The following is a 19,083-nucleotide window of genomic DNA, read 5'->3' as shown; positions in this document are numbered from 1 at the left end:
TGAGGAGGTGTCGATGCGCTTCCGTCGCCGCGCCATGCCCGCAACCCCGCCCGCAACCGCCCCGACCCCTCCATCCGCGCCGCCCGCCGCCTCACCTTCCGCGTCGGCTCCGACCCCTCCACCCGCACCGCCTGCCGCCTCCCTGCCCGAGCCTGCCCCGACGTCGCCGCCCGCGTCCCTTGCCGCGCCGCGCCGGCTGCGGCGGCCGTGGTCGCTGTCCGTCACCGTCGACGCCGCCGCTGATCAGGTCTTCGGCTACCTGGCGAACGCCTCGACGATGGCGGACTGGCTGGTCATGCACGCCGGCTGGCCCGCGGATCCGCCCGGCGTGCTCACGGCGGGGGAGCGGTTCCGGCAGCGGGTCAAGCTGATGAACACCCCGGTCGAGGTCCGCTGGACGATCACCGGCATCACCCCGGGCCGCGCGATCTGGCTGGACGGCACCGGCCCGATGGGCATCGAGGTCGGCCTCTACCTCTCCCTCACGCCCAGCGACCGCGAGGGCCCGCCCCTCGTGGCCGGTGGCGGCGAGACCGTGGTGCGCCTGGAAGGCGGCGTCCAGGGCGGACCGACCGACGGCCCGCTCGGCCGGATGGTCGCCCGCAACCTCACCGACGCCCTGCGCGCCTCCCTGCGGCGCCTGACCCAAGCCGACCTCAAAGTCTCCGCACCCGTGGCATCCGCCCACCCACCAAGACCCCAAAAATCCCAAAAAATCCCCCATTTGCGTACGGGGACAGAACTCGATCCGTGGACCCCGGTCATCGTGGGCGCCGGCCAACTCAGCGAACGCTCCACCAACCCCCGCCACGGCGACCCCGTGACGCTCGCCATCCGCGCCCTGACCAGCGCCGCCACCGATGCCGGCACCCCCGAAATCCTGAAAAAAGCGGACACGATCGGCTGGGTAGCCAGCGTCTCCTGGCAATACGCCAACGCCGCCGCCCTGATCGCCGAAGCCGTCGGCGCCACCCGACCGGCGTCCGGAGCGGGAACCGGATTCGCGGGAGCGGACAGCGGCGCGGCGGTGCGGACCGTGCAGACCAGCCTCTTCGGTGGCGACGGCCCGCTGCGCCTGATCAACGACATCGCCGCCGCGATCACCCGTGGCGAGACCAGCATCGCGTTGATCGCGGGTGGGGAATCCGCGGCAACCACGGCCGCCGCGGAACGTGCCGGGGTGGAGCCCGACTGGCCGGTGCAACCCGAGGGCACGGCCCCGACCAGGACTCTCGGCTCCGACCGGGAACCGAACAACGACCCGGAGACCGCGGCCGGCCTGACCTCCCCGCTGCACCTGTACGCCCTGATCGAGACCGCGATCCGCGCCCGGCTGGGCCTGAGCCCCGCGCAGCACCAGGCCCGGATCACCGAGCTGTGGTCCCGGTTCTCGCAGGTCGCCGCCGCCAACCCGCACGCCTGGCTGCCCCAGCCCCGGACCGCCGCCGAACTCGCCACCCCGGACCGGGACAACCGGCCGGTCAGCGCCCCCTACACCAAGCTGCTCACCGCGAACCTGCAGGTCAACCAGGCCACCGGCCTGATCATGTGCAGCGCCCAGGCCGCACACGAGGCCGGCATCCCGCAGGACAAGTGGATCTTCGTGCACGCCGGGGCGCACGCCGAGGACGAGTGGTTCGTGACCGAGCGCGCCGACCTGGCCGCGTCCCCCGCGATCCACGCCGTCGGCCAGGCCGTCCTGGCGCACACCGGCCTGAAGATCGAGAACATCGAGCACCTCGATCTGTACGCGTGTTTCCCCGCCGCAGTGCAGATCGCCGCCGCCGAACTGGGCCTGCCCCTCGACCGCCCGCTCACGGTCACCGGCGGACTGACGTTCGCCGGCGGCCCGGGCAACAACTACGCGAGTCACGCGGTCGCGAGCCTGGTCCCGCGGCTGCGCGCCGATCCGGACGGGTTCGGCCTGGCCACCGCCCTCGGCTGGTACCTGACCAAGCACGCGATGACCGTGCTCTCGGCCCGCCCGCCGGCCGCGGAGTTCCGCGACATCGACGCCGGCCTGCGCCTGACCCGCCCGGCCCGGCGGGTGATCGCCGAGTCCGACGAGCCCGGCACCCCGGAGGCCTACACCGTCACCTACCGCCGCGACGGCACCCCGGAAACCGGCATCACCACCGCGATCCTGAACAACGGCACCCGAGTGGTCCGAACCGTCCCCCCGGAGAAACTCCCCGGCGGCAGCGGCGAGGCGGAGCGCGGCGAGCCGGAGCGCGGTGCGCCGGAGCACGGCGAGACAGCGGGCGGCGAGGCGGAGCGCGGCGACAAGGGCGGGCGCCTGGTGTTCGGAAGGGCACTGCCGCCGCCGGGGGAGCCGCCGGTGCTGGTCGAGTGGCACGGGCCGGTCACCGTGATCCGGCTCAACCGCCCCGAGGTCCGCAACGCCGTCGACCTGGCCACCGCCCGCGCCCTGGAACGCGCGATCGACGCCTTCGACGCCGACCCGGACGCCCGGGTCGCGGTGCTGACCGGCGCCGGCCCGGTCTTCTGCGCCGGCATGGACCTCAAGGCCGCGGCCCGCGGCGAGTACCCGATCACCGAGGGCCGCGGCCTGCTCGGCCTGACCGCCAGGCCGCCGCGGAAACCGCTGATCGCCGCGGTCGAGGGCGCGGCCCTGGCCGGCGGCTGCGAGCTGGCGCTGGCCGCCGACCTGATCGTCGCCGCCGAGGACAGCCTGTTCGGCATCCCCGAGGTCAAGCGCGGCCTGGTCGCCGCGGCCGGCGGGGTGCTCCGGCTGGCCCGCGCGCTGCCCCGGGCGACCGCGCTCGAACTCGCGCTGACCGGCGAGCCGATGCCCGCTCGGCGACTGCACGACCTGGGACTGATCAACCGGGTGGTGGCGCCCGGAACGACGTACCAAAGCGCAATTGATCTTGCGATTTTGATTGCCGGCCATCCGACGGCGGCCGTCCTGAGCTCCAAACGCATCGTCGACGAGCAGCTCGACTGGCGCGGCGACGAGGCGTTCGAGCACCTCGCCGAGATCGCCGGTGAGGTGCTCGGCTCCGCGAACTTCGACCTTGAGCGAAAGGCCCGATCGTGAGCGCGCTGGAAAACCTGCACGCGGTACTGCGGATGCACCAGATCGGCATCGTCAACCTGCTGCGCCCGGACCGGCTGGCCGGCGCCGCGGTCCGCAACGCGCGGCTCGGCCCGCAGGCCGCCCTGATCATGAAAGCGGCCACCGAGCACCCACACATGCCGGCGCTGACCGACGACCGTGGCACGCTCAACTACCGGCAGCTCGACGAGCAGTCCAACGCGCTCGCGCACGCGCTGCGCGAGCTGGGGCTGCCGCCGCGCGCCGTGATCGGGGTGGTGGCCCGCGACCACCGCGGGCTGGTGCTGACGATCAGCGCGGCGGCCCGGGCGAACCTGCGCCTGGCGCTGATGAACACCGGCCTGGCCGCGCAGCAGTTCGCCGAGGTGGTGGCCCGGGAGCAGGTGCGGGCGGTGCTCTACGACAGCGAGTTCGCGGCGCTGGTCGACGCCGTCCCGGACGACCTCCCGCGCTATCTGACCTGGGCCGACGAGGGCGCCGCCGACCCGACGATCGACATGCTGATGGCCGGGCGGCCGATCACCCCGCTGCCGATGCCCGAGCGGCCGGCCGGGTTCATCATCCTGACCAGCGGGACCACCGGTCTGCCCAAGGGCGCCCCGCGCACCAAGGTGTCCCCGCTGGCCAGCGCCCTGATCGCGGACCGCATCCCGTTCCCGCGGCAGGGCGCGATCGTGGTCGCCTCCCCGCTGTTCCACAGCACCGGCTTCGGCGCCTGGACGGTCGGGCTGTCGCTGGCCGACCACGCGATCCTGCTGCGCCGCTTCGACGCCGAGCGGATCCTGCAAGCGATCGCCGAGCACAAGGCGGCGATGCTGGTCGCGGTGCCGACCATGCTCACCCGGATCCTGGCGCTGGGGCCGGAGGTGATCGCCAAGTACGACACGTCGTCGCTGCGGTCGGTCTTCGTCGCCGGCTCCCCGCTGGCCCCCGAGCTGACCAACCGCTTCCAGGACACCTTCGGCGAGGTGATCTACAACGTGTACGGGTCCACCGAGGTCGCCGTCGCGTCGGTCGCCCAGCCGGCCGAGTCGCGCCGCGCGCCCGGCACGGTCGGCAAACCGCCGGTCACCGTGCACCTGGCGATCTACGACGACCAGGACGCCCGGGTGACCCGGCCGCACGTCACCGGCCGGGTCTTCGTCCGCACCGGCATCCCGTTCGAGGGCTACACCGACGGCCGGCACAAGCAGGTCATCGACGGTTTCATGGCCACCGGCGACCGCGGCCACCTCGACGACGCCGGCCTGCTGCACATCGACGGCCGGGACGACGACATGATCATCTCGGGCGGCGAGAACGTGTACCCGCTGGAGGTGGAGAACCTGCTCGCCGAGCGCGACGACGTGATCGAGGCCGCCGTGATCGGCGTCGAGGACCCGGAGTTCGGCACCCGCCTGCGCGCCTTCATCGTCCCGGCCGAGGGCGCCGCCCGCGATCCGCAGGAGATCCGCGACTACGTACGGGCGCTGCTGGCCCGCTACAAGGTCCCGCGCGACGTGCTCTTCCTCGACGAGCTGCCCCGCAACGCGACCGGCAAGGTGCTACGCCGGGAGCTGCCCACCGACTGACCCGGCCGCCGCCTTGATCAGGTCGGTGGTCTCCGCGGGGTGCGAGAGCATCGCCAGGTGACCGGCCGGGACCGAGACCGTGGTGGCGCCCATCCGGCTCGCGAACAGCTGCTCGGCCTGCGGCGGGATCGCCTGGTCCCGCTCGGCGACCAGGTACCAGGAGGGCAGCGACTTCCAGGCCGGCGCGCCCAGCACGTCGGCGAACGACGAACCGGCGATCGGCTGCTGCACGGCGTGCAGCACACGGGCCCGGGCCGGGTCGACGCCGGCCGCGAAGCGCTCGACGAAGTCGCCCTCCGGCAGCCAGACCTGGCCCTGCTTGTCGGTGATCAGGTGCTCCAGCGCGGCCGGCGTGGGCCCCTGGGCCAGCAGCGCGCCCAGCGACTCGCCCTCGTCCAGGGCGAACGCCGCGACGTAGACCAGCGCGACCGCGTTCGGCGCGTCGGTGCCCAGCGCGGTGATGATCTGCCCGCCGTACGAGTGCCCGGCCACCACGGTCGGCCCGTCCTGTGCCTCCAGCACCTGCCGCAGCCGGGCCACGTCGGCGGCGAGCGAGGTGAGCGGGAACTGCGGGGCGGTCACCCGGTACCCGTCCGCCTGCAGGCGCGGAATGACCTCGCTCCAGCTGGAGCCGTCGGCCCACGCGCCGTGCACGAGGACGATGTTCGGCAGTGTGTCCATGTCGGTGCTTCCTTTCCCCGGCACCGGTGTTGGTGCATAGTCATGCTGGCCCGCGGGGCACCGGCGCCGGTATCGGCATGTTGACTGCACTACCTCCCGGAGGCGCTGATGATCGGCCGGGAGCGGGAGCTCGCCCGCCTGCGCGCCCTGGTCGACCCGCCGCCGCGCCGCGCCCACGTGCACGTCCTGATCGGCGATCCGGGGCTGGGCAAGACCGCGGTGCTGACCGGTGTGGCCCGATCCGCGGCGATGCGCACGCTCGCGGTGACCGGCCGGGAGTCCGAACAGGACCTGGCCTTCGCCGGGCTGCACCAGTTGCTGCGGCCGGTCCTCGACCGGGTGCCGGCGCTGCCCGGGCGGCAGGCCCGGGCGCTGCTCGGCGCGTTCGCGCTGACCGACGACCCGGTGCCGGCGGACGCGCTGCTGACCGGGCTGGCCGTGCTCACCCTGCTGGCCGCGCTGGCCGAGGACGGCCCGCTGCTGGTCACCGTCGACGACGCGCAGTGGCTGGACGCGGCGTCGCTGGGCGCGCTGACCTTCGCGGCCCGGCGCCTGGAACTGGAGCCGATCGTGGTGCTGCTGGCCACCCGGGACCCGGCCGGGCTCGGGCCGGGCCTGCCCGGGACCCGGCTCGAGCCGCTCGACCCGGCGGACGCCGGCCGGCTGCTCGACGCGCAACCGGCGCCGCCCTACGGCCCGGCCCGGGAGCAGGTCCTGGCCCAGGCCGCGGGCAACCCGCTGGCCCTGATCGAGCTGTCCGCGGCGCTCGCCGCCGACCCGGCCGCCGCCCGTCGCTGGGCCGCCGAGCCGCTCCCGCTCACCGACCGGCTCACCGCGCTGCTGGCCGTCCGGTTCGAGGCGCTGCCCGGCCCGGTCCGCGACACGCTGCTGCTGGCCGCGGTCGCCGACAGTCCCGAGGTGGCGGCCCGGGTGACCGGCCCGGACCGGCCGGCCCCGGCCGAACGGGCCGGGCTGATCCGGATCGACGCCGCCGGACTGCACTTCACCCACCCGCTGACCAGGGCGGCCGTCTACCACGCGGTCCCGTTCGCGGAGCGGGCCGCGGCCCACCGGCGGGTCGCCGAGACGGTGCGCGACCAGCCCGACCGGTACGCGTGGCACCTCGCGGCCGCCGCCGGCGCACCGGACGAGACGGTCGCGGCCCGCCTCGAGGAGAGCGCCGCGCACGCCCGACGCCGCGGTGGCGCGGCCGCGGCGGCCCGGGTCCTGGAGCGGGCCGCCGCGCTGAGCCCGTCCGAGACCGATCAGGTGCGCCGGCTGCTGGCCGCGGCCGGTCACGCGCAGGCCGCCGGCCAGGGCGACTGGGTCCGTGACCTGGCCGGCCGGGTGCTGACCCGGTCCGCCGCCGAGCCGGCTCAGCGGCTCGCCGCCCGGCAGCGGATCGGCTGGGCGCAGGTCTGGTCCGGTGAGCACGCCACCGCCCTGGACACCCTGCTGTCGGTGGCCGGTGCCGCCGCGCCGGCCACGGCCTGGTCGGCGCTCGCGTTCGCGGCGACCCTCGCGCACCGCTCCGGCACACCCGGCGACCGCGGCGCGGTGCTGCGCGCCCTCGACCGGATGCCCGGGCCGGGCGGCGACGAGGCGCGGCTGTGGGTGCGGGCCTGCGCCGAGGCGCCCGGCGAGCACGCCTCGACCCGCGCCGAGCTGCACCGGATCGCGGTCGCCGGGCCGCGGGACCGGACCCTGGTCGGCTCGGCCGCGTGGCTGCTGGAGGAGACCGACCTGGCCGTGCGGCTGCTGCGCCAGGCCCTGGCCGGGCTGCGGGAGCCGGGGATGCGTGGCGGCAGCGGCGGGGTGCTGACCGCGCTGCCGTGGGCGTGCTTCGACAGCGGCCGCTGGGACGAGGCGCTCTCGGTGGCCCGGGAGGCGCGGGACGCGGCGGCGGCGTACCGGATGGATCCCGTCGCGGCCTCTGCCGACCTGTGCGTCGCCGCGGTGCGGGCGCTGCGCGGCGAGGACGTCGAGGTGGGCGCGCACCTGGCGAACGCCGACGCGATGGAGTACCGCGCGGCGACCGCCCGGGCCCGGCACGTGGCGGGTCTGGCGGCGTTCGCCCGGGGCGCCTATCCGGCGGCGTACGCCCAGCTCCGGCACCTGTTCGACGACGACGGCGAGCCACTGCACCACCGGGTGTCGTATCTGGGGATCGCCGACCTGGCGGCGGCCGCGGTCCGCACCGGCCGCCCGTTCCCGCGGCCGGCGCTGGCACCCCTCGACGCCGCGGCGAGCCCCCGGCTGCGGCAGCTCGCCGCCCGCGCCCGCGGCCTGCTCGGCGAGGCGATCGGCGAGCCGGAGCCGGCCGGTGAGCAGTGGCCGTTCGAGCATGCCCAGCTCCGGCTCGACCAGGGGGAACGGCTGCGCCGCGAGCGCCGGATCAACGACGCCAAGCCGGTGCTGGCCGAGGCCCTGGAGACGTTCCAGCGGCTGCGGGCGGCGCCGTGGGCGCGGCGGGCCGAGGCGGAGTTGCGCGCGTGTGGCGTGGCCGCCGCGCCGGCCGCCCCGGACAAGCTGGCCGGGCTGACCACCCAGCAGCGCGAGATCGTCGTGCTGGCCGCCCGCGGTCTGACCAACGCGGAGATCGCCGACCGGCTGTTCCTGTCCCCGCGCACGGTCGCGTCGCACCTGTACCGGTCGTATCCGAAGCTCGGCGTCGCCGGGCGGCACCAGCTGCGCGATCTCGTCCCGGAGCGGTGACGGCGGCCGTAGGCTCGATCATGTGTCCGGGGCCGCAGCGGGTGACCGAGTCTGTCTGGGCGTGGTGGTCGGCGCGCTGGGTGTCGTGTTCGGCGACATCGGGACCAGCCCGATCTACACGTTGCAGACCGTGTTCAACCCGGAGGATCCGCACCCGGTCCCGGTGAGCAGCGACAACGTCTACGGCGTCGTCTCGCTGATCTTCTGGTCCGTGATGATCATCGTGACCGTCACCTACATCCTGCTCGCCCTGCACGCCGACAACGACGGCGAGGGCGGCATCATGGCGCTGATCACGCTGCTGCGCCGGGCCGGCGCCCAGCGCACCCGGCGGACCACGATGGCGCTGGCCGCGCTCGGCATCTTCGGGGCCGCCCTGTTCTTCGGCGACAGCATGATCACGCCGGCCATCTCGGTGCTCTCCGCGGTCGAGGGGCTGCGGATCGTCGAGCCGTCGCTGGGCGACTTCGTGGTTCCCGGCACCGCGGTGATCATCCTGCTGCTGTTCCTGGTGCAGCGGCACGGCACGGCGGCGGTCGGGCGGGTCTTCGGCCCGATCATGGTCACCTGGTTCACGGTGATCGGCGCGCTCGGCGTCGGCGGGATCGTGCGACATCCCGGGATTCTGCGGGCGCTGTCCCCGACGTACGCCATCGGGTTTTTGCTCGGGCATTTCGGTATTGCCTTCTTCTCGCTGGCCGCGATCGTGCTCGCGGTGACCGGCGCCGAGGCGCTGTACGCCGACATGGGCCATTTCGGGCGCAAGGCGATCAGCCGTGGCTGGTTGTTCCTGGCGCTGCCCGCCTGCGTGCTCAGCTACCTCGGGCAGGGCGCGCTGATCCTCGACGACCACGCCAACCTCAGCGGCCCGTTCTTCCTGCTGGCGCCGGCGTGGGCGCGGCTGCCGCTGGTGCTGCTGGCCACCGCGGCCACGGTGATCGCGTCCCAGGCGGTGATCACCGGGGCGTTCTCGGTCACCTCACAGGCCGCGCAACTCGGCTACCTGCCCCGGCTGCGGATCGCGCACACCTCCGACTCGTCGATCGGGCAGATCTACGTCCCGTTCATCAACTGGCTGCTGCTGTTCTCGGTGCTCACCCTGGTCTTCGCGTTCCGCTCGTCGGCCGCGCTCGCCTACGCCTACGGGATGGCCGCGACCGGCACGATCACCATCACCACGCTGCTGTTCTTCCGGGTCGCCCGGGACACCTGGCGCACCCCGCCGTGGCTGCTCGGCGCCGGTGCGGCCGCCCTGCTCCTGGTCGACCTGCTGTTCGTCGGCGCGAACCTGACCAAGCTGGTGCACGGCGCCTGGCTGCCGCTGCTCATCGCGCTCACCGCGTTCACCATCATGACCACCTGGCAGCGCGGCCGGGCGGTGATCACCGCGGAGCGCGGGCGGCACGAGGGCTCGCTGCGCGACTTCGTCGCCGGGCTGCGGGCGGACCCGGACCGGACGGTCCAGGTCGGCGGCACGGCGGTCTTCCTCAACCGGGGCATCGAGTCCGCGCCGCTGGCACTGCGGGCCAACGTCGAGCACAACCACGTGCGCCACGAGCACGTGCTGATCTGCGCCATCAAGATCGAGACGGTGCCGCGGATCGCGCCCGGCGAGTGCCGGACCGTCGTCGACGGCCTGGGCTTCGCCGACGACGGGATCATCCACGTGACGGTGCGCTTCGGCTACGCCGAGACCCCGGACCTGCTGCCCGCCCTGCGCACCCTCGACGACGAGAGCACCGAGGGCCGCCTGCAGATCGACCAGGCGTCGTTCTTCCTCTCCAAGATCGAGCTGCGCCGGGGGAGCGCGCCGACCATGGCGGCCTGGCGCAAACGCCTGTTCATCGCGACGTCGTACCTGACCGCGGACGCCGCCGAACACTTCCGCCTGCCCCGCGACCGGACCGTCATCATGGGCTCGCACATCGAGGTCTGACCCGCTCTGCTCTCGGTTGTTGCCGCTGCTTGCGGTTCCTGCTGGTCAGGGTGTGCTTGCCAGGCGGCCTCCGCTGCCGTGAGCAGCGGCGGGCGCCGCCTGGGAAGCCGGCTAGCTCAGCAGGGAGTTCGACGGGCCGGCGCTGCCCGCCGGGTACTCCACGATCGGCACCCCCCCGTCGTGCCAGGCCTTGGTGACCGGCTCGACGATGCGCCAGCACTGCTCGGCGGTGTCGCCGCGCACGGACAGCAGCGGATCGTCCTCGAACACGCCGCGCAGGACCTCGCCGTACGGCGGAAGCTCTCCCGGACCGAAGTCGGCCCGCAGCGTGATCGGGTCCAGGGTGAACGGATCGCCCGGCCCGTTGACGGTGAAGTCCAGCTCGAGCCGGTCCGGTCCGAAACCGATCCGCAGCCGGTTCGGCCCGTCCGGCCCGTGCAGCCCGTCCGGCAGCCGCTGCGGCTCCTTGAACGTGACCACCGCTTCCTTGCGGCTGTTCGCGACCGCCTTGCCGGAGCGCAGCCGGAACGGCACGCCCGCCCAGCGCCACGTGTCGACGGCCAGCACCAGCTCGGCGAGCGTCTCGGTCTCCCGCGCCGGGTCGACGTCCTTCTCCTGCGTGTACGCCGGCAGATCCCGCCCGTTCAACGACCCCGCGCTGTAGCGGGCCCGCAGGCTGGACGCCGCCGGATCCCCGCCCCAGAGCCGGGTGGACCGCAGCGCCTCGGCGGTCGCGTCCCGGAACACCTGCGGGTCCAGCGACTGCGGCGCCTCCATCGTGAGCAGCGCGAGGATCTGCAGCAGGTGGCTCTGGATCATGTCGGCGAGCGCGCCGGCCTTGTCGTAGTACCCGGCCCGCCCCTCCAGCGCGAGATCCTCGTCGAAGACGATGTCGACGCTCTCCACGTGCTCCGAGCCGAGCAGCGGCTCGAAGATCCGGTTGGCGAACCGGAGTCCGAGAATGTTCAGCACGGTCGACTTGCCGAGGAAGTGGTCGATCCGGTGTATCTTCTCCTCCGGCGCGAGCCGGGTGAGCAGCCGGTTCAGCGCCGCCGCCGACGAGGCACCGGTCCCGAACGGCTTCTCCAGCACCAGCCGGGTGCCCTCCGGGAGCTGCACGTCCAGCAGCGCCTCGCACGCCTTCGCGGTGATCGCCGGCGGCAGCGCGAAGAAGATCGACACGGTGCCGTCCGCGTCCGCCAGCAGCGCGCGCAGGTCGTCGGCCTTGGTCACGTCGGCGCTGCGGTACCGCGTCCCGGCCAGGGTCGGCGCGGCCTGCCCGGCGTCGCGGTGCTCCCCGAACGCGTCGCTGACCCGCTTGCGCCAGTGCTCGGCGTCCCAGTCGTCGATGCCGGCGCCGAGCAGGGTCAACGGCGGCGCGTCCCCGGTCGCGAGCAGCGCGCCCAGCCCGGGCAGCAGCAGTCGCGCGGTCAGGTCGCCGGAGGCGCCCAGGATCAGCAGCGTTTGCGCGGAGCCGTCGTTCGTCATGCGCCGAGCTTGCCCGATCAAACCCAAGGTCAAAACACGTTTTCGGTACGTGTGTGAACTGTCTCCCGGGTTTGTGCCACATAGGACGATCGCGCCGGGAGTCGGGTCCCACCCGTCAATAGGTTGATCCCAGTCGATCGGCCGGGGCTCACCCGGCACACGGGGTTTTCGATAAGGAGCAGTTCAACATGCGCACACTCATGCGTGCGGGCGTCGTCGCCCTCGCCGCCGGATCCGTCGTTCTCGGCGGTGGCGTCGCCGCCCAGGCCGCACCGGCCGGCAAGATTTCGGTCAGCGTCAACCGCCTGATCCTCGATCCCGGCGCTCCCTACGGCCACACCGGCAGCGTCCAGGTACTGGTCAAGAACACCACGGCCGAGCCGTACAACGGCGGGATCATCCTCACCGAGCCGATCGCCGGCACGTTCGACTGGGTCAACCAGGTCGGCGCCGAGGCGTGCGGCCTGGCCGAGACGGCCGACCACCGGGACATCCAGTCCTGCTCGCTGTCCAGCGCCGTCCAGCCGGGCACGACCAGCGTCATCACGCTCGCCTTCAAGTCGACGGCCAAGCCGCAGCCCTACGCCCAGATCGCGCCCGAGCTCGGCACCGTCGAGGTGGCCGGCAAGACGGCGTCGTTCGGCGCGGTCTTCCGCTCGACCAAGGGCAAGACCACCAACCCCCGTCCGTACGTGCAGGACACCGTCGCCAAGCTCAGCGTCACCGCGACCGACGCGACGCTGACCCGGCAGGAGGACGGCACGTTCGCCGGGCACAGCACGGTCACCCTGCACAGCGATGGTGACGCCAAGCAGCACGACCTCAACTTCGACGTCGCCACCCCGAACACGCTCGACCCGTGGCCGCGGATCACGCCGGAGGGCCCGTGCGTCGGCGGGAGCACCGACTTCCCGGTGCCGGCCGACTACAACACCGAGGGCTGCCTGATCTTCAGCCGGATCGCCGAGGGCGAGACCCAGACGTACGACGTGACCGTGACCGCCCCCGCGGAGGCGACGGCCGGGGCGCAGGCTCCCGGCATCGTCCGCTTCACCCTCAACGGCGGCCCCGGCCAGACCGACTCGGCCAACATCGCCAACTTCGGCGTGACGATCGCCGGCTGACGTCCGTCGGACGCTGACGACCGTCGGCTGACGTCCGTCGGACGCTGACCATCGACACGACGCCGGCTCGGATCACTTGATCCGGGTCGGCGTCGCGTTGTCATGTTGACGTGTTGACTGGACTGTTGACTGCACTTGACGGACGCGGCAACTCAACACGTTGACTGCGTCATGTCGAGTCAACACGTCAACATGACGGGCGCGCTCATCGCCGTACGGCGATATTTAAGGTTGTTTAAGGGTTTGACCCTCGCCGATCGATTGACCGGGCATACGCCGCCTGATTTATTGGCAATCAACTTGCCAATTCCCCCGCGGCAAGCCCCTCACTCACCCGTATCGAGGTCCCCACATGCGTAAACGCACCTTCCTCGCGGTCGCTCTCTCCGCAGTCGTGGTCACCGGCCTGGGCGTCGCCGGCATCACCGCGGCGTCCGCGGCCACCCTCGACCCGACGCTGCCGCCCGGCGGGAACTTCGACCTGTCGGTCTGGCAGCTGCAGCTGCCCACCGGCTCGCCCGGCAAGCCGGACACCATCTCGCCGGCGCAGCTCAAGGGCCCCACCGGCTACAGCAACCCGGCCTACTTCTGGACCGACAAGAACGACGGCTCGATGACGTTCTGGGCGCCGGAGAAGGGCGTGACCACCCCGAACTCCAACTACGCCCGCTCCGAGTTCCGCGAGATGAACACCAACGGCAGCGCCGCCGACTGGACCCTGTCCGGCAACCACACGCTCACCGCCCAGCTGCGCATCGTCTCGGTGACCAAGAACGTCTGCGTCGGCCAGGTGCACCTGGGCTCCGGCGGCTCGTCGACCAAGCCGCTGCTGGAGCTCTACTACCGGCCCAACGGCGACATCTACCTCGGCACCGAGAACTCGCCCGACGGCGGGCAGACCCTGCACCTGGTGGGCAACGTGGCGCTCGGCGTGAAGTGGACCTACGTCATCAACGTCACCGGCAACACCATCAACCTGACCGTGAACGGGACGAAGACCAGTTACTCGATCCCGTCCTCGTTCAACCCGTACAAGCAGTACTTCAAGGCCGGCTCGTACAACCAGTCGTCCTCGGAGAGCACCAGCAACGGCGCGAAGGTCAAGTTCTACAGCCTGACCGTCAAGCACTCCTGACGCTGATGGTGGGCTCGCTCGACCAGGGAAAGTTGATCCACTTGTCGGTGCGGGCCCACACGAAATCGCACTGCACCTCGGACTGCGACTTCTCGTAGATCACCGCGGTCCGCACCTCGGCCGCGTGCCCCGCGCAGAAGTCCCGGACCAGTTTCAGTGTGGCCCCGGTGTCGGCCACGTCGTCGACGATCAGCACGCGCGCGCCGTTGAGCGCGTCGGCGTCCGGCACCGGGGACAGCATCACCGGCAGGTCCAGGCGCTCGTCGACCCCGGTGTAGAACTCGACGTTGATCAGGTGGGTGTTCTTCACGTCCAGCGCGTAGCCGATCGACCCGGCGGCGAACAGTCCGCCGCGGGCCACCGCCAGGATCAGGTCCGGCCGGAAGCCGTCGTCCGCGATCGCCTGCGCCAGCTCCCGCCCCACCCGGCCGAAGGCCTCCCAGGTCAGCGTCTCCCGCTCGGTCATCCCACTCCCCGTCCCGACGATCTTGCGGCAAACCCTAACAACCGCGTCACGGCAGGAACGGGGGGCGCATCTTCCTTGTGGCCAGGGCGCCACGTGAGCGCCGGACCAGCATGACGAACTCGTCCGGATGCAAGATCAACACATCGGGGTGGAGATTCGGCGCCCGCCGGAAGGCGCGGTCCCGGGTCACGCAGTACTTGATCGACGGCGGAGCCGCGTCGTCGGCGGCCTGCAGCGCGGTGGTGAACACGCAGGCGTCCTCGTGGTCGAGTGGCGGATGCCCGTCCACCGCCAGGATCTCGATGCGACCGCCACCGGTCATGTCGAACACGAGGTCATAGACGAAGTCGTGCAGCAGACCGTCGGCGTGCTCGGCGGACCAGCCGAGACCACGGGTCTCCGCGGTCGCGCCATGACGAGGCTGGGTGGCCTTGGCGACAACCAACCTGTCGATGTGATCAGAGGTCCAGACCTGCAGCAGTTCCGGTCCCGCGAACCGGCCACTCGTGGTCAGGGCGACGGCCCGCAGACTGTCGACGCGTCTGTCCGTCGGGTGGGGGACGGGTGACCGGCTCTCCCGGGCCGCGGTGTCCCGGAATTTCTCCCAGGCGAACGGTGGCCCGAGCAGATCCGCGACATCCAGCAGGATGTTGACGTCGAAGACGACCGTGTGCAGGTCGGGTTCAGCCGCGCTGCGCTGCACTGCCACGCTGGGGGCGCTCCCGGTCGATCCGTGCCGCGACCCGCGGCGGCTGCTCGTGCCTGCAGTCCGTGCCGACCACGGAGACGATCGGCGTGGCGTCATCCGGCTCTTCCGGGACGCTGCGACGTGCCTCGGCGCGGATGTCGGCCAGGATCTGACTCCGTTCGGCGGCGCTGATCTCCGGATCGGCAATGCCTTCGAGCGCGCCCGAGACGAGGTCGGCCACCCGTAGACCGGCCAGGGAGCGCCGGCGGTAGAAGCGCTTCATCTCCTCCGGCTGGATGGTCGACCGGCTGGGCTGATGATCGGGCAGCCCCTGACGGGCGACCCGCCACGGAAGCTCGTTGTGCGTCAGTTCGGAAAGGTCATCCCCGGACAGCGCGCCGTAGACCTGGCACACCAACTCCACCACCCGGGCGCCGGCGGCGTTCAGGCGTGCCGGGTCGCCGGCCGGCCAACTGCTGACGGTGCGCTGGCCGCGATGCTGGTCCCAGAGCGTCATCGTGACCGGACCGTCGCGCCAGGCCTGGATGGTGTCGGTGAAGAGCGGCTCGTCGAGGAGCGCGAGGTGCCACGCCTGGCTGTAGTAGACGAGTTTCTGCAGCCGCATGGCCTCCATCGGGCCGACGAAAGCCAGCACGGATGCCGCCACGTCGTGTGCGTTGTTCGGCAAGGCCGGCCTCCCCTCCGTCGGCGTACCACCGATCCTAACGACGACAGCCGACCGTCACCGTCCCACGAGGGGCTGATCCGGTGCGGTCTGCGGCAACCGGCCCAGCGGAGCCGCTGTGCGTGAGAACGTCAGAGGAGAGTCAAGGAGGAGACGATGATCACCGTATCCGCCGGAAGCACGCTCACGCTGCGCTGCCAGGGGATGGAGGCGATCCCGCTGGTCTGCCTCGCCGAGGTGAAAGCGCCCTTCATCGCCGACCTGCCACCCCTGCCGGTGCTCAGCCTCGACGAGCCCGGCGTCCGGCGCTACGGCATCCTCGAGCTGACCAGCAGCGCCGGCGTCGCCTGGGTCGAGGCGGAGCTGCGGGGTGGCCTGATGACTGTGCTCGGCGACAGCCCGACCGGCGTCGTCCAGCGGCGCGACTCGCCCCGCCGGCCCGGCTCCTATCCGGCGTCCGGCACCGCGCAGGTCGACACCGGCGACACCGAGCGCCTGGTCGCCGTCGCCGGGCACGTGCAGGACGTCTCCACCAGTGGCCTGCTGCTGCGGGCCACCGCCGACGACGGCCGGCCGCACCTGCCCAGTGCGATCCTGCGCACCCTGCTGCACGTCACGATGCCCTGGGGGGAGATGACCGCCGCCGTCGCTACCGTCGACCAGCGCTCCGATCAGCTGCGCGGCACCTTCGAGTGGATCGACGCGGGCGACGCGAAGGCACTTGCCGCCTACGTGCTTTCGCGCTGACCGGAACGCTTTCTATCATCGGGTGGTGCCTCCCGACTTCTTCTTCGACAACCGGCAGCTGGAGCTCCGGGAGGAAGCCCTGCTCCTGCGCGAGCAGGCGCTCGCCGAGCGCGAGCGTCTGGTTCTGATCCGCGAGCAGCTCCTCGACGAGCAGCTGCTGGCGGCCGACCAGCGCGAGGCCCGGGCGAACGAGCGGGAGTCGCTGCAGGTGGCCCGCGAGCGGGTGCTCGACCAGCGGGCGTCGACGGTCCTGCCGGAGCAGCCCGACCCGATCGAGGGAATCGAGGACGCGTTCGCCCGCGAGGTCGCCCGGCTGGACCGCAGCAACGCGTTCCTGGAGCGGTCCCGGGCCGCGGTCGAGCGCGCCCAGGCCCGCCTCGACGGCCTCCGGCAGAACCGGGACACCGGCCACAGCGATCACAGCGATCCGCGGCGGGTGTGACCCGCGCGGACCTGCGGTGGGGTCAGGAGCGGCGGCGGCGGTCGCGGACGTAGATGACCGCGGTCTTGCCCTTCTCGGTGGGGCGGCGTTCCGACTCGAACAGCCCGGTGGCCGCGAGCAGGTCGCTGAGCTTGGTGTAGCCCCAGTTCCGCGAGTCGAAGTCCGGGCTCTGCTTGATCAGGATGTGGCCGGCCGCGGCCAGCGACGCCCAGCCGTCGTCGTCGGAGGCCGCCTCGACCGCGTTGCGGAGCTTGTTGACCAGCGCGCTGTCCGACTTCAGGCGGGCGCCGGAGAGCGGGGTGCGGGTCTCCGCGGGCGCGTCGGCGGGCTCGGCCGGGCTGTGCGGGGCGGTCAGGTTCTCGGTGTAGATGAACTTGTCGCACGCCGCCACGAACGGTTTCGGGGTCTTGCGCTCGCCGAAGCCGTACACGATCAGGCCGGACTCCCGGATCCGCGCGGCCAGCCGGGTGAAGTCGCTGTCACTGGAGACGATGCAGAATCCGTCGAGGCGCCCGGAGTAGAGCAGGTCCATCGCGTCGATCACCATCGCCGCGTCGGTGGCGTTCTTGCCGGTGGTGTACGCGAACTGCTGGATCGGCTGGATGCTGTACGCGAGCAGGTGCTCCTTCCAGCCGCGCAGGTTCGTCCCGGTCCAGTCGCCGTAGGCGCGCTTGACGTGCGCCGTCCCGTACTTGGCGACCTCGGCCAGCAACCCCTCGACGATCGCCGGCTGGGCGTTGTCCGCGTCGACGAGCACCGCCAGGCGCGCGGCGCTGCTCTCACTACTGCTGATACTCATCGAAAACGACCTTACCCACACCCGTTCCGCAACCGAAGCCCTCGAAGGTCGAAGGGATGCGAGCCATTCTCCTCGGGGTTGCCCTGGTCGCCGGGCACTTCATCGCGTTGCGGGTGTTGCCGTCGGGTTCGCAGGCCGCCACGAACCTGAGCGTCGGCGTGCTGATCCTCTCCGCGCTGATCGCCGCGGCCAGTGCCGCCGGCACCGCGCGCCGGTGCGCCGGGCGGGCCCGGTACGGCTGGTCGGCCCTCGCGCTCGGCATGGTCGGCTGGGCGTTCGGCGAGTCGGTGTGGGCGTTCTACGTCACGTTCCGGCAGGGCCACGCCCCGTTCCCGAACCTGGGCGACTTCGGCTTCCTGCTGATGGTGCCGGGCGCCGTCGCCGGCATGGTGGCGGTCCTCGGGGTGCGCCGCGGCCTGCTGCGGGTGATGCTGGACGGGCTCGTCATCGCCGGCTCCCTGCTGTTCCTGAGCTGGGCGTTCGTCCTCGAGCCGGTGTACCGGGCGGGCAACCTGACCGCGGGTGCCAAGGCGGTGTCGCTGGCCTACCCGCTCAGTGACGTGCTGCTGGCCGCGGTCGCGCTGATCCTGCTGCCGCGGGCCGCGGCCGGCTACCGGGCCACGGCCGCGCTGATCCTGGCCGCCGCGCTCGCGCTCAGCGTGGGCGACCTCGGGTTCGCCTACCTCAACCAGCACAGCACCTACACCTGCGGCGATCCGATCGACACCGGCTGGGTCGCCGGGTTCGTCCTGATCGCGCTGGCCGCGCGCCGGGCGCCGGCGACCCGGCAGCGCCCGGAGCAGAGCGTGCCGATCCTGGTCTGGATGCCGTACGCGCCGCTGGCGGTGGCGATCCTGGCCGCCGCCGACCTGCTCGCCTCCGGGCAGCGGCTCACCGCGTTCCCGTCGATGCTGCTCGGCGCGGTGATCCTGCTGGTGCTGGCCCGGCAGATGGTGGCGCTGCGGGACAACACCGCGCTCAGCCGGGACCTGCACCGGGTGGTCGCCCAGCTGCGGGACCGGGAGAGCGAGCTGCACCATCTCGCCTACCACGACCCGCTGACCGGGCTGGCCAACCGTGCGCTGTTCGTGGACAGCGCCGAGGCCGCCGACGACGGCCCGCTCGCCGTGCTCTACCTGGACCTGGACGGCTTCAAGCCGGTCAACGACCGGCACGGGCACGCCGCCGGGGACGCGCTGCTGGTCGAGGTCGGCCGGCTGCTGCGGGCCGAGACCCGGGAGCCGGATCTGGTGGCCCGCCTCGGCGGCGACGAGTTCGCCGTGCTGATGCCCGGTGTGACCGACCGGTCCGAGGCCGAGGAGCTGGGCCGGCGGCTGACCGAGCGGCTGGCCGAGCCGTTCCTGATCCTCGGCCACCAGGTGCGCATCGGCGCGAGCGTCGGGGTGGGCCTGCGCGAGCCGGGCGATGTGTCGGTGGACGCGCTGCTGCGGCGGGCGGACGAGTCGATGTACGCGATCAAGTCCACCCGCCCCGGCCGCCGCGCCGCCGCGGTGCCCGTCTGAGGGG

Annotated in this window: 15 protein-coding genes; 9 read left to right on the top strand and 6 right to left on the bottom strand. The window is 72.5% G+C overall.

Annotated elements, in window-relative coordinates; genetic code table 11:
- Nucleotides 1-13: 13 nt before the first annotated feature.
- Both L3i22_RS40805 and L3i22_RS40800 read left to right on the top strand, forming a co-directional pair.
- Nucleotides 14-3,061: a crotonase/enoyl-CoA hydratase family protein gene (locus tag L3i22_RS40805; RefSeq protein WP_255657544.1), complete on the top strand. Its 3,048-nt coding sequence runs from the start codon at nucleotides 14-16 to the stop codon at nucleotides 3,059-3,061.
- Entirely contained in the window at nucleotides 3,058-4,650 is a 1,593-nt protein-coding gene (locus L3i22_RS40800; RefSeq protein WP_221322787.1) for an acyl-CoA synthetase, read from the top strand. Before L3i22_RS40805 ends, L3i22_RS40800 begins: the two co-directional genes overlap by 4 nt.
- Here L3i22_RS40800 and L3i22_RS40795 read toward each other — a convergent pair.
- A complete protein-coding gene (locus tag L3i22_RS40795) occupies nucleotides 4,624-5,331 on the bottom strand; it encodes an alpha/beta fold hydrolase (RefSeq protein ID WP_221322786.1) in 708 nt (235 codons plus the stop codon). The two genes, L3i22_RS40800 and L3i22_RS40795, sit on opposite strands and share 27 nt — an antisense overlap.
- Before the next feature lie 108 nt (nucleotides 5,332-5,439).
- Here L3i22_RS40795 and L3i22_RS40790 point away from each other — a divergent pair, with 108 nt between their 5' ends.
- On the top strand, nucleotides 5,440-8,046 hold the full coding sequence (locus tag L3i22_RS40790) for a LuxR family transcriptional regulator (RefSeq protein ID WP_221322785.1): 2,607 nt from the start codon (nucleotides 5,440-5,442) through the stop codon (nucleotides 8,044-8,046).
- Between the two features lie 22 nt (nucleotides 8,047-8,068).
- Nucleotides 8,069-9,982, top strand: coding sequence for a potassium transporter Kup (locus L3i22_RS40785; RefSeq protein ID WP_221322784.1), 1,914 nt, complete (start codon nucleotides 8,069-8,071; stop codon nucleotides 9,980-9,982).
- A 111-nt stretch (nucleotides 9,983-10,093) separates the two neighbouring features.
- Here L3i22_RS40785 and L3i22_RS40780 read toward each other — a convergent pair whose 3' ends face one another.
- On the bottom strand, nucleotides 10,094-11,470 hold the full coding sequence (locus L3i22_RS40780) for a glucose-6-phosphate dehydrogenase (protein ID WP_221322783.1): 1,377 nt from the start codon (nucleotides 11,468-11,470) through the stop codon (nucleotides 10,094-10,096).
- A 188-nt stretch (nucleotides 11,471-11,658) separates the two neighbouring features.
- On the opposite strand from L3i22_RS40780, the gene L3i22_RS40775 reads away from it, so the two are divergent.
- Both L3i22_RS40775 and L3i22_RS40770 read left to right on the top strand, forming a co-directional pair.
- The gene (locus L3i22_RS40775) at nucleotides 11,659-12,594 is read left to right on the top strand and encodes a hypothetical protein (protein WP_221322782.1); all 936 of its coding nucleotides are present in this window, start codon (nucleotides 11,659-11,661) and stop codon (nucleotides 12,592-12,594) included.
- 352 nt (nucleotides 12,595-12,946) lie between these two features.
- Nucleotides 12,947-13,729, top strand: coding sequence for a polysaccharide lyase family 7 protein (locus tag L3i22_RS40770; protein WP_221322781.1), 783 nt, complete (start codon nucleotides 12,947-12,949; stop codon nucleotides 13,727-13,729).
- Here the strand turns inward: L3i22_RS40770 and L3i22_RS40765 are convergent.
- From L3i22_RS40765 to L3i22_RS40755, 3 genes are read right to left on the bottom strand one after another with little or no spacing between them, the layout of a single operon-like run.
- Nucleotides 13,716-14,195, bottom strand: a complete 480-nt coding sequence (locus L3i22_RS40765) for a phosphoribosyltransferase (protein ID WP_221322780.1) — start codon at nucleotides 14,193-14,195, stop codon at nucleotides 13,716-13,718. The genes L3i22_RS40770 and L3i22_RS40765 overlap by 14 nt on opposite strands.
- A 46-nt stretch (nucleotides 14,196-14,241) precedes the next feature.
- Complete coding sequence (locus tag L3i22_RS40760; protein WP_221322779.1) at nucleotides 14,242-14,904, bottom strand: hypothetical protein; 663 nt, start codon at nucleotides 14,902-14,904, stop codon at nucleotides 14,242-14,244.
- Nucleotides 14,879-15,571, bottom strand: coding sequence for a Panacea domain-containing protein (locus L3i22_RS40755; RefSeq protein ID WP_221322778.1), 693 nt, complete (start codon nucleotides 15,569-15,571; stop codon nucleotides 14,879-14,881). The genes L3i22_RS40760 and L3i22_RS40755 overlap by 26 nt, the downstream gene beginning before the upstream one ends.
- A 153-nt stretch (nucleotides 15,572-15,724) precedes the next feature.
- Here L3i22_RS40755 and L3i22_RS40750 point away from each other — a divergent pair, with 153 nt between their 5' ends.
- Nucleotides 15,725-16,315, top strand: a complete 591-nt coding sequence (locus tag L3i22_RS40750) for a PilZ domain-containing protein (RefSeq protein ID WP_221322777.1) — start codon at nucleotides 15,725-15,727, stop codon at nucleotides 16,313-16,315.
- Nucleotides 16,316-16,340: 25 nt separating this feature from the next.
- Nucleotides 16,341-16,757, top strand: coding sequence for a hypothetical protein (locus L3i22_RS40745; protein WP_221322776.1), 417 nt, complete (start codon nucleotides 16,341-16,343; stop codon nucleotides 16,755-16,757).
- A gap of 22 nt (nucleotides 16,758-16,779) precedes the next feature.
- On the opposite strand, the gene L3i22_RS40740 is transcribed toward L3i22_RS40745, so the two are convergent.
- Nucleotides 16,780-17,556, bottom strand: a complete 777-nt coding sequence (locus L3i22_RS40740; protein WP_221322775.1) for an NYN domain-containing protein — start codon at nucleotides 17,554-17,556, stop codon at nucleotides 16,780-16,782.
- A 56-nt stretch (nucleotides 17,557-17,612) separates the two neighbouring features.
- On the opposite strand from L3i22_RS40740, the gene L3i22_RS40735 reads away from it, so the two are divergent.
- On the top strand, nucleotides 17,613-19,079 hold the full coding sequence (locus L3i22_RS40735; protein WP_221322774.1) for a GGDEF domain-containing protein: 1,467 nt from the start codon (nucleotides 17,613-17,615) through the stop codon (nucleotides 19,077-19,079).
- Nucleotides 19,080-19,083: the final 4 nt, after the last annotated feature.

It is taken from the genome of Actinoplanes sp. L3-i22 (genome assembly GCF_019704555.1).
Taxonomy (GTDB): Bacteria; Actinomycetota; Actinomycetes; order Mycobacteriales; family Micromonosporaceae; genus Actinoplanes.
The sequence above is the reverse complement of the archived record's forward strand: the minus strand, read 5'-3'. Positions and strand labels throughout refer to the sequence as shown.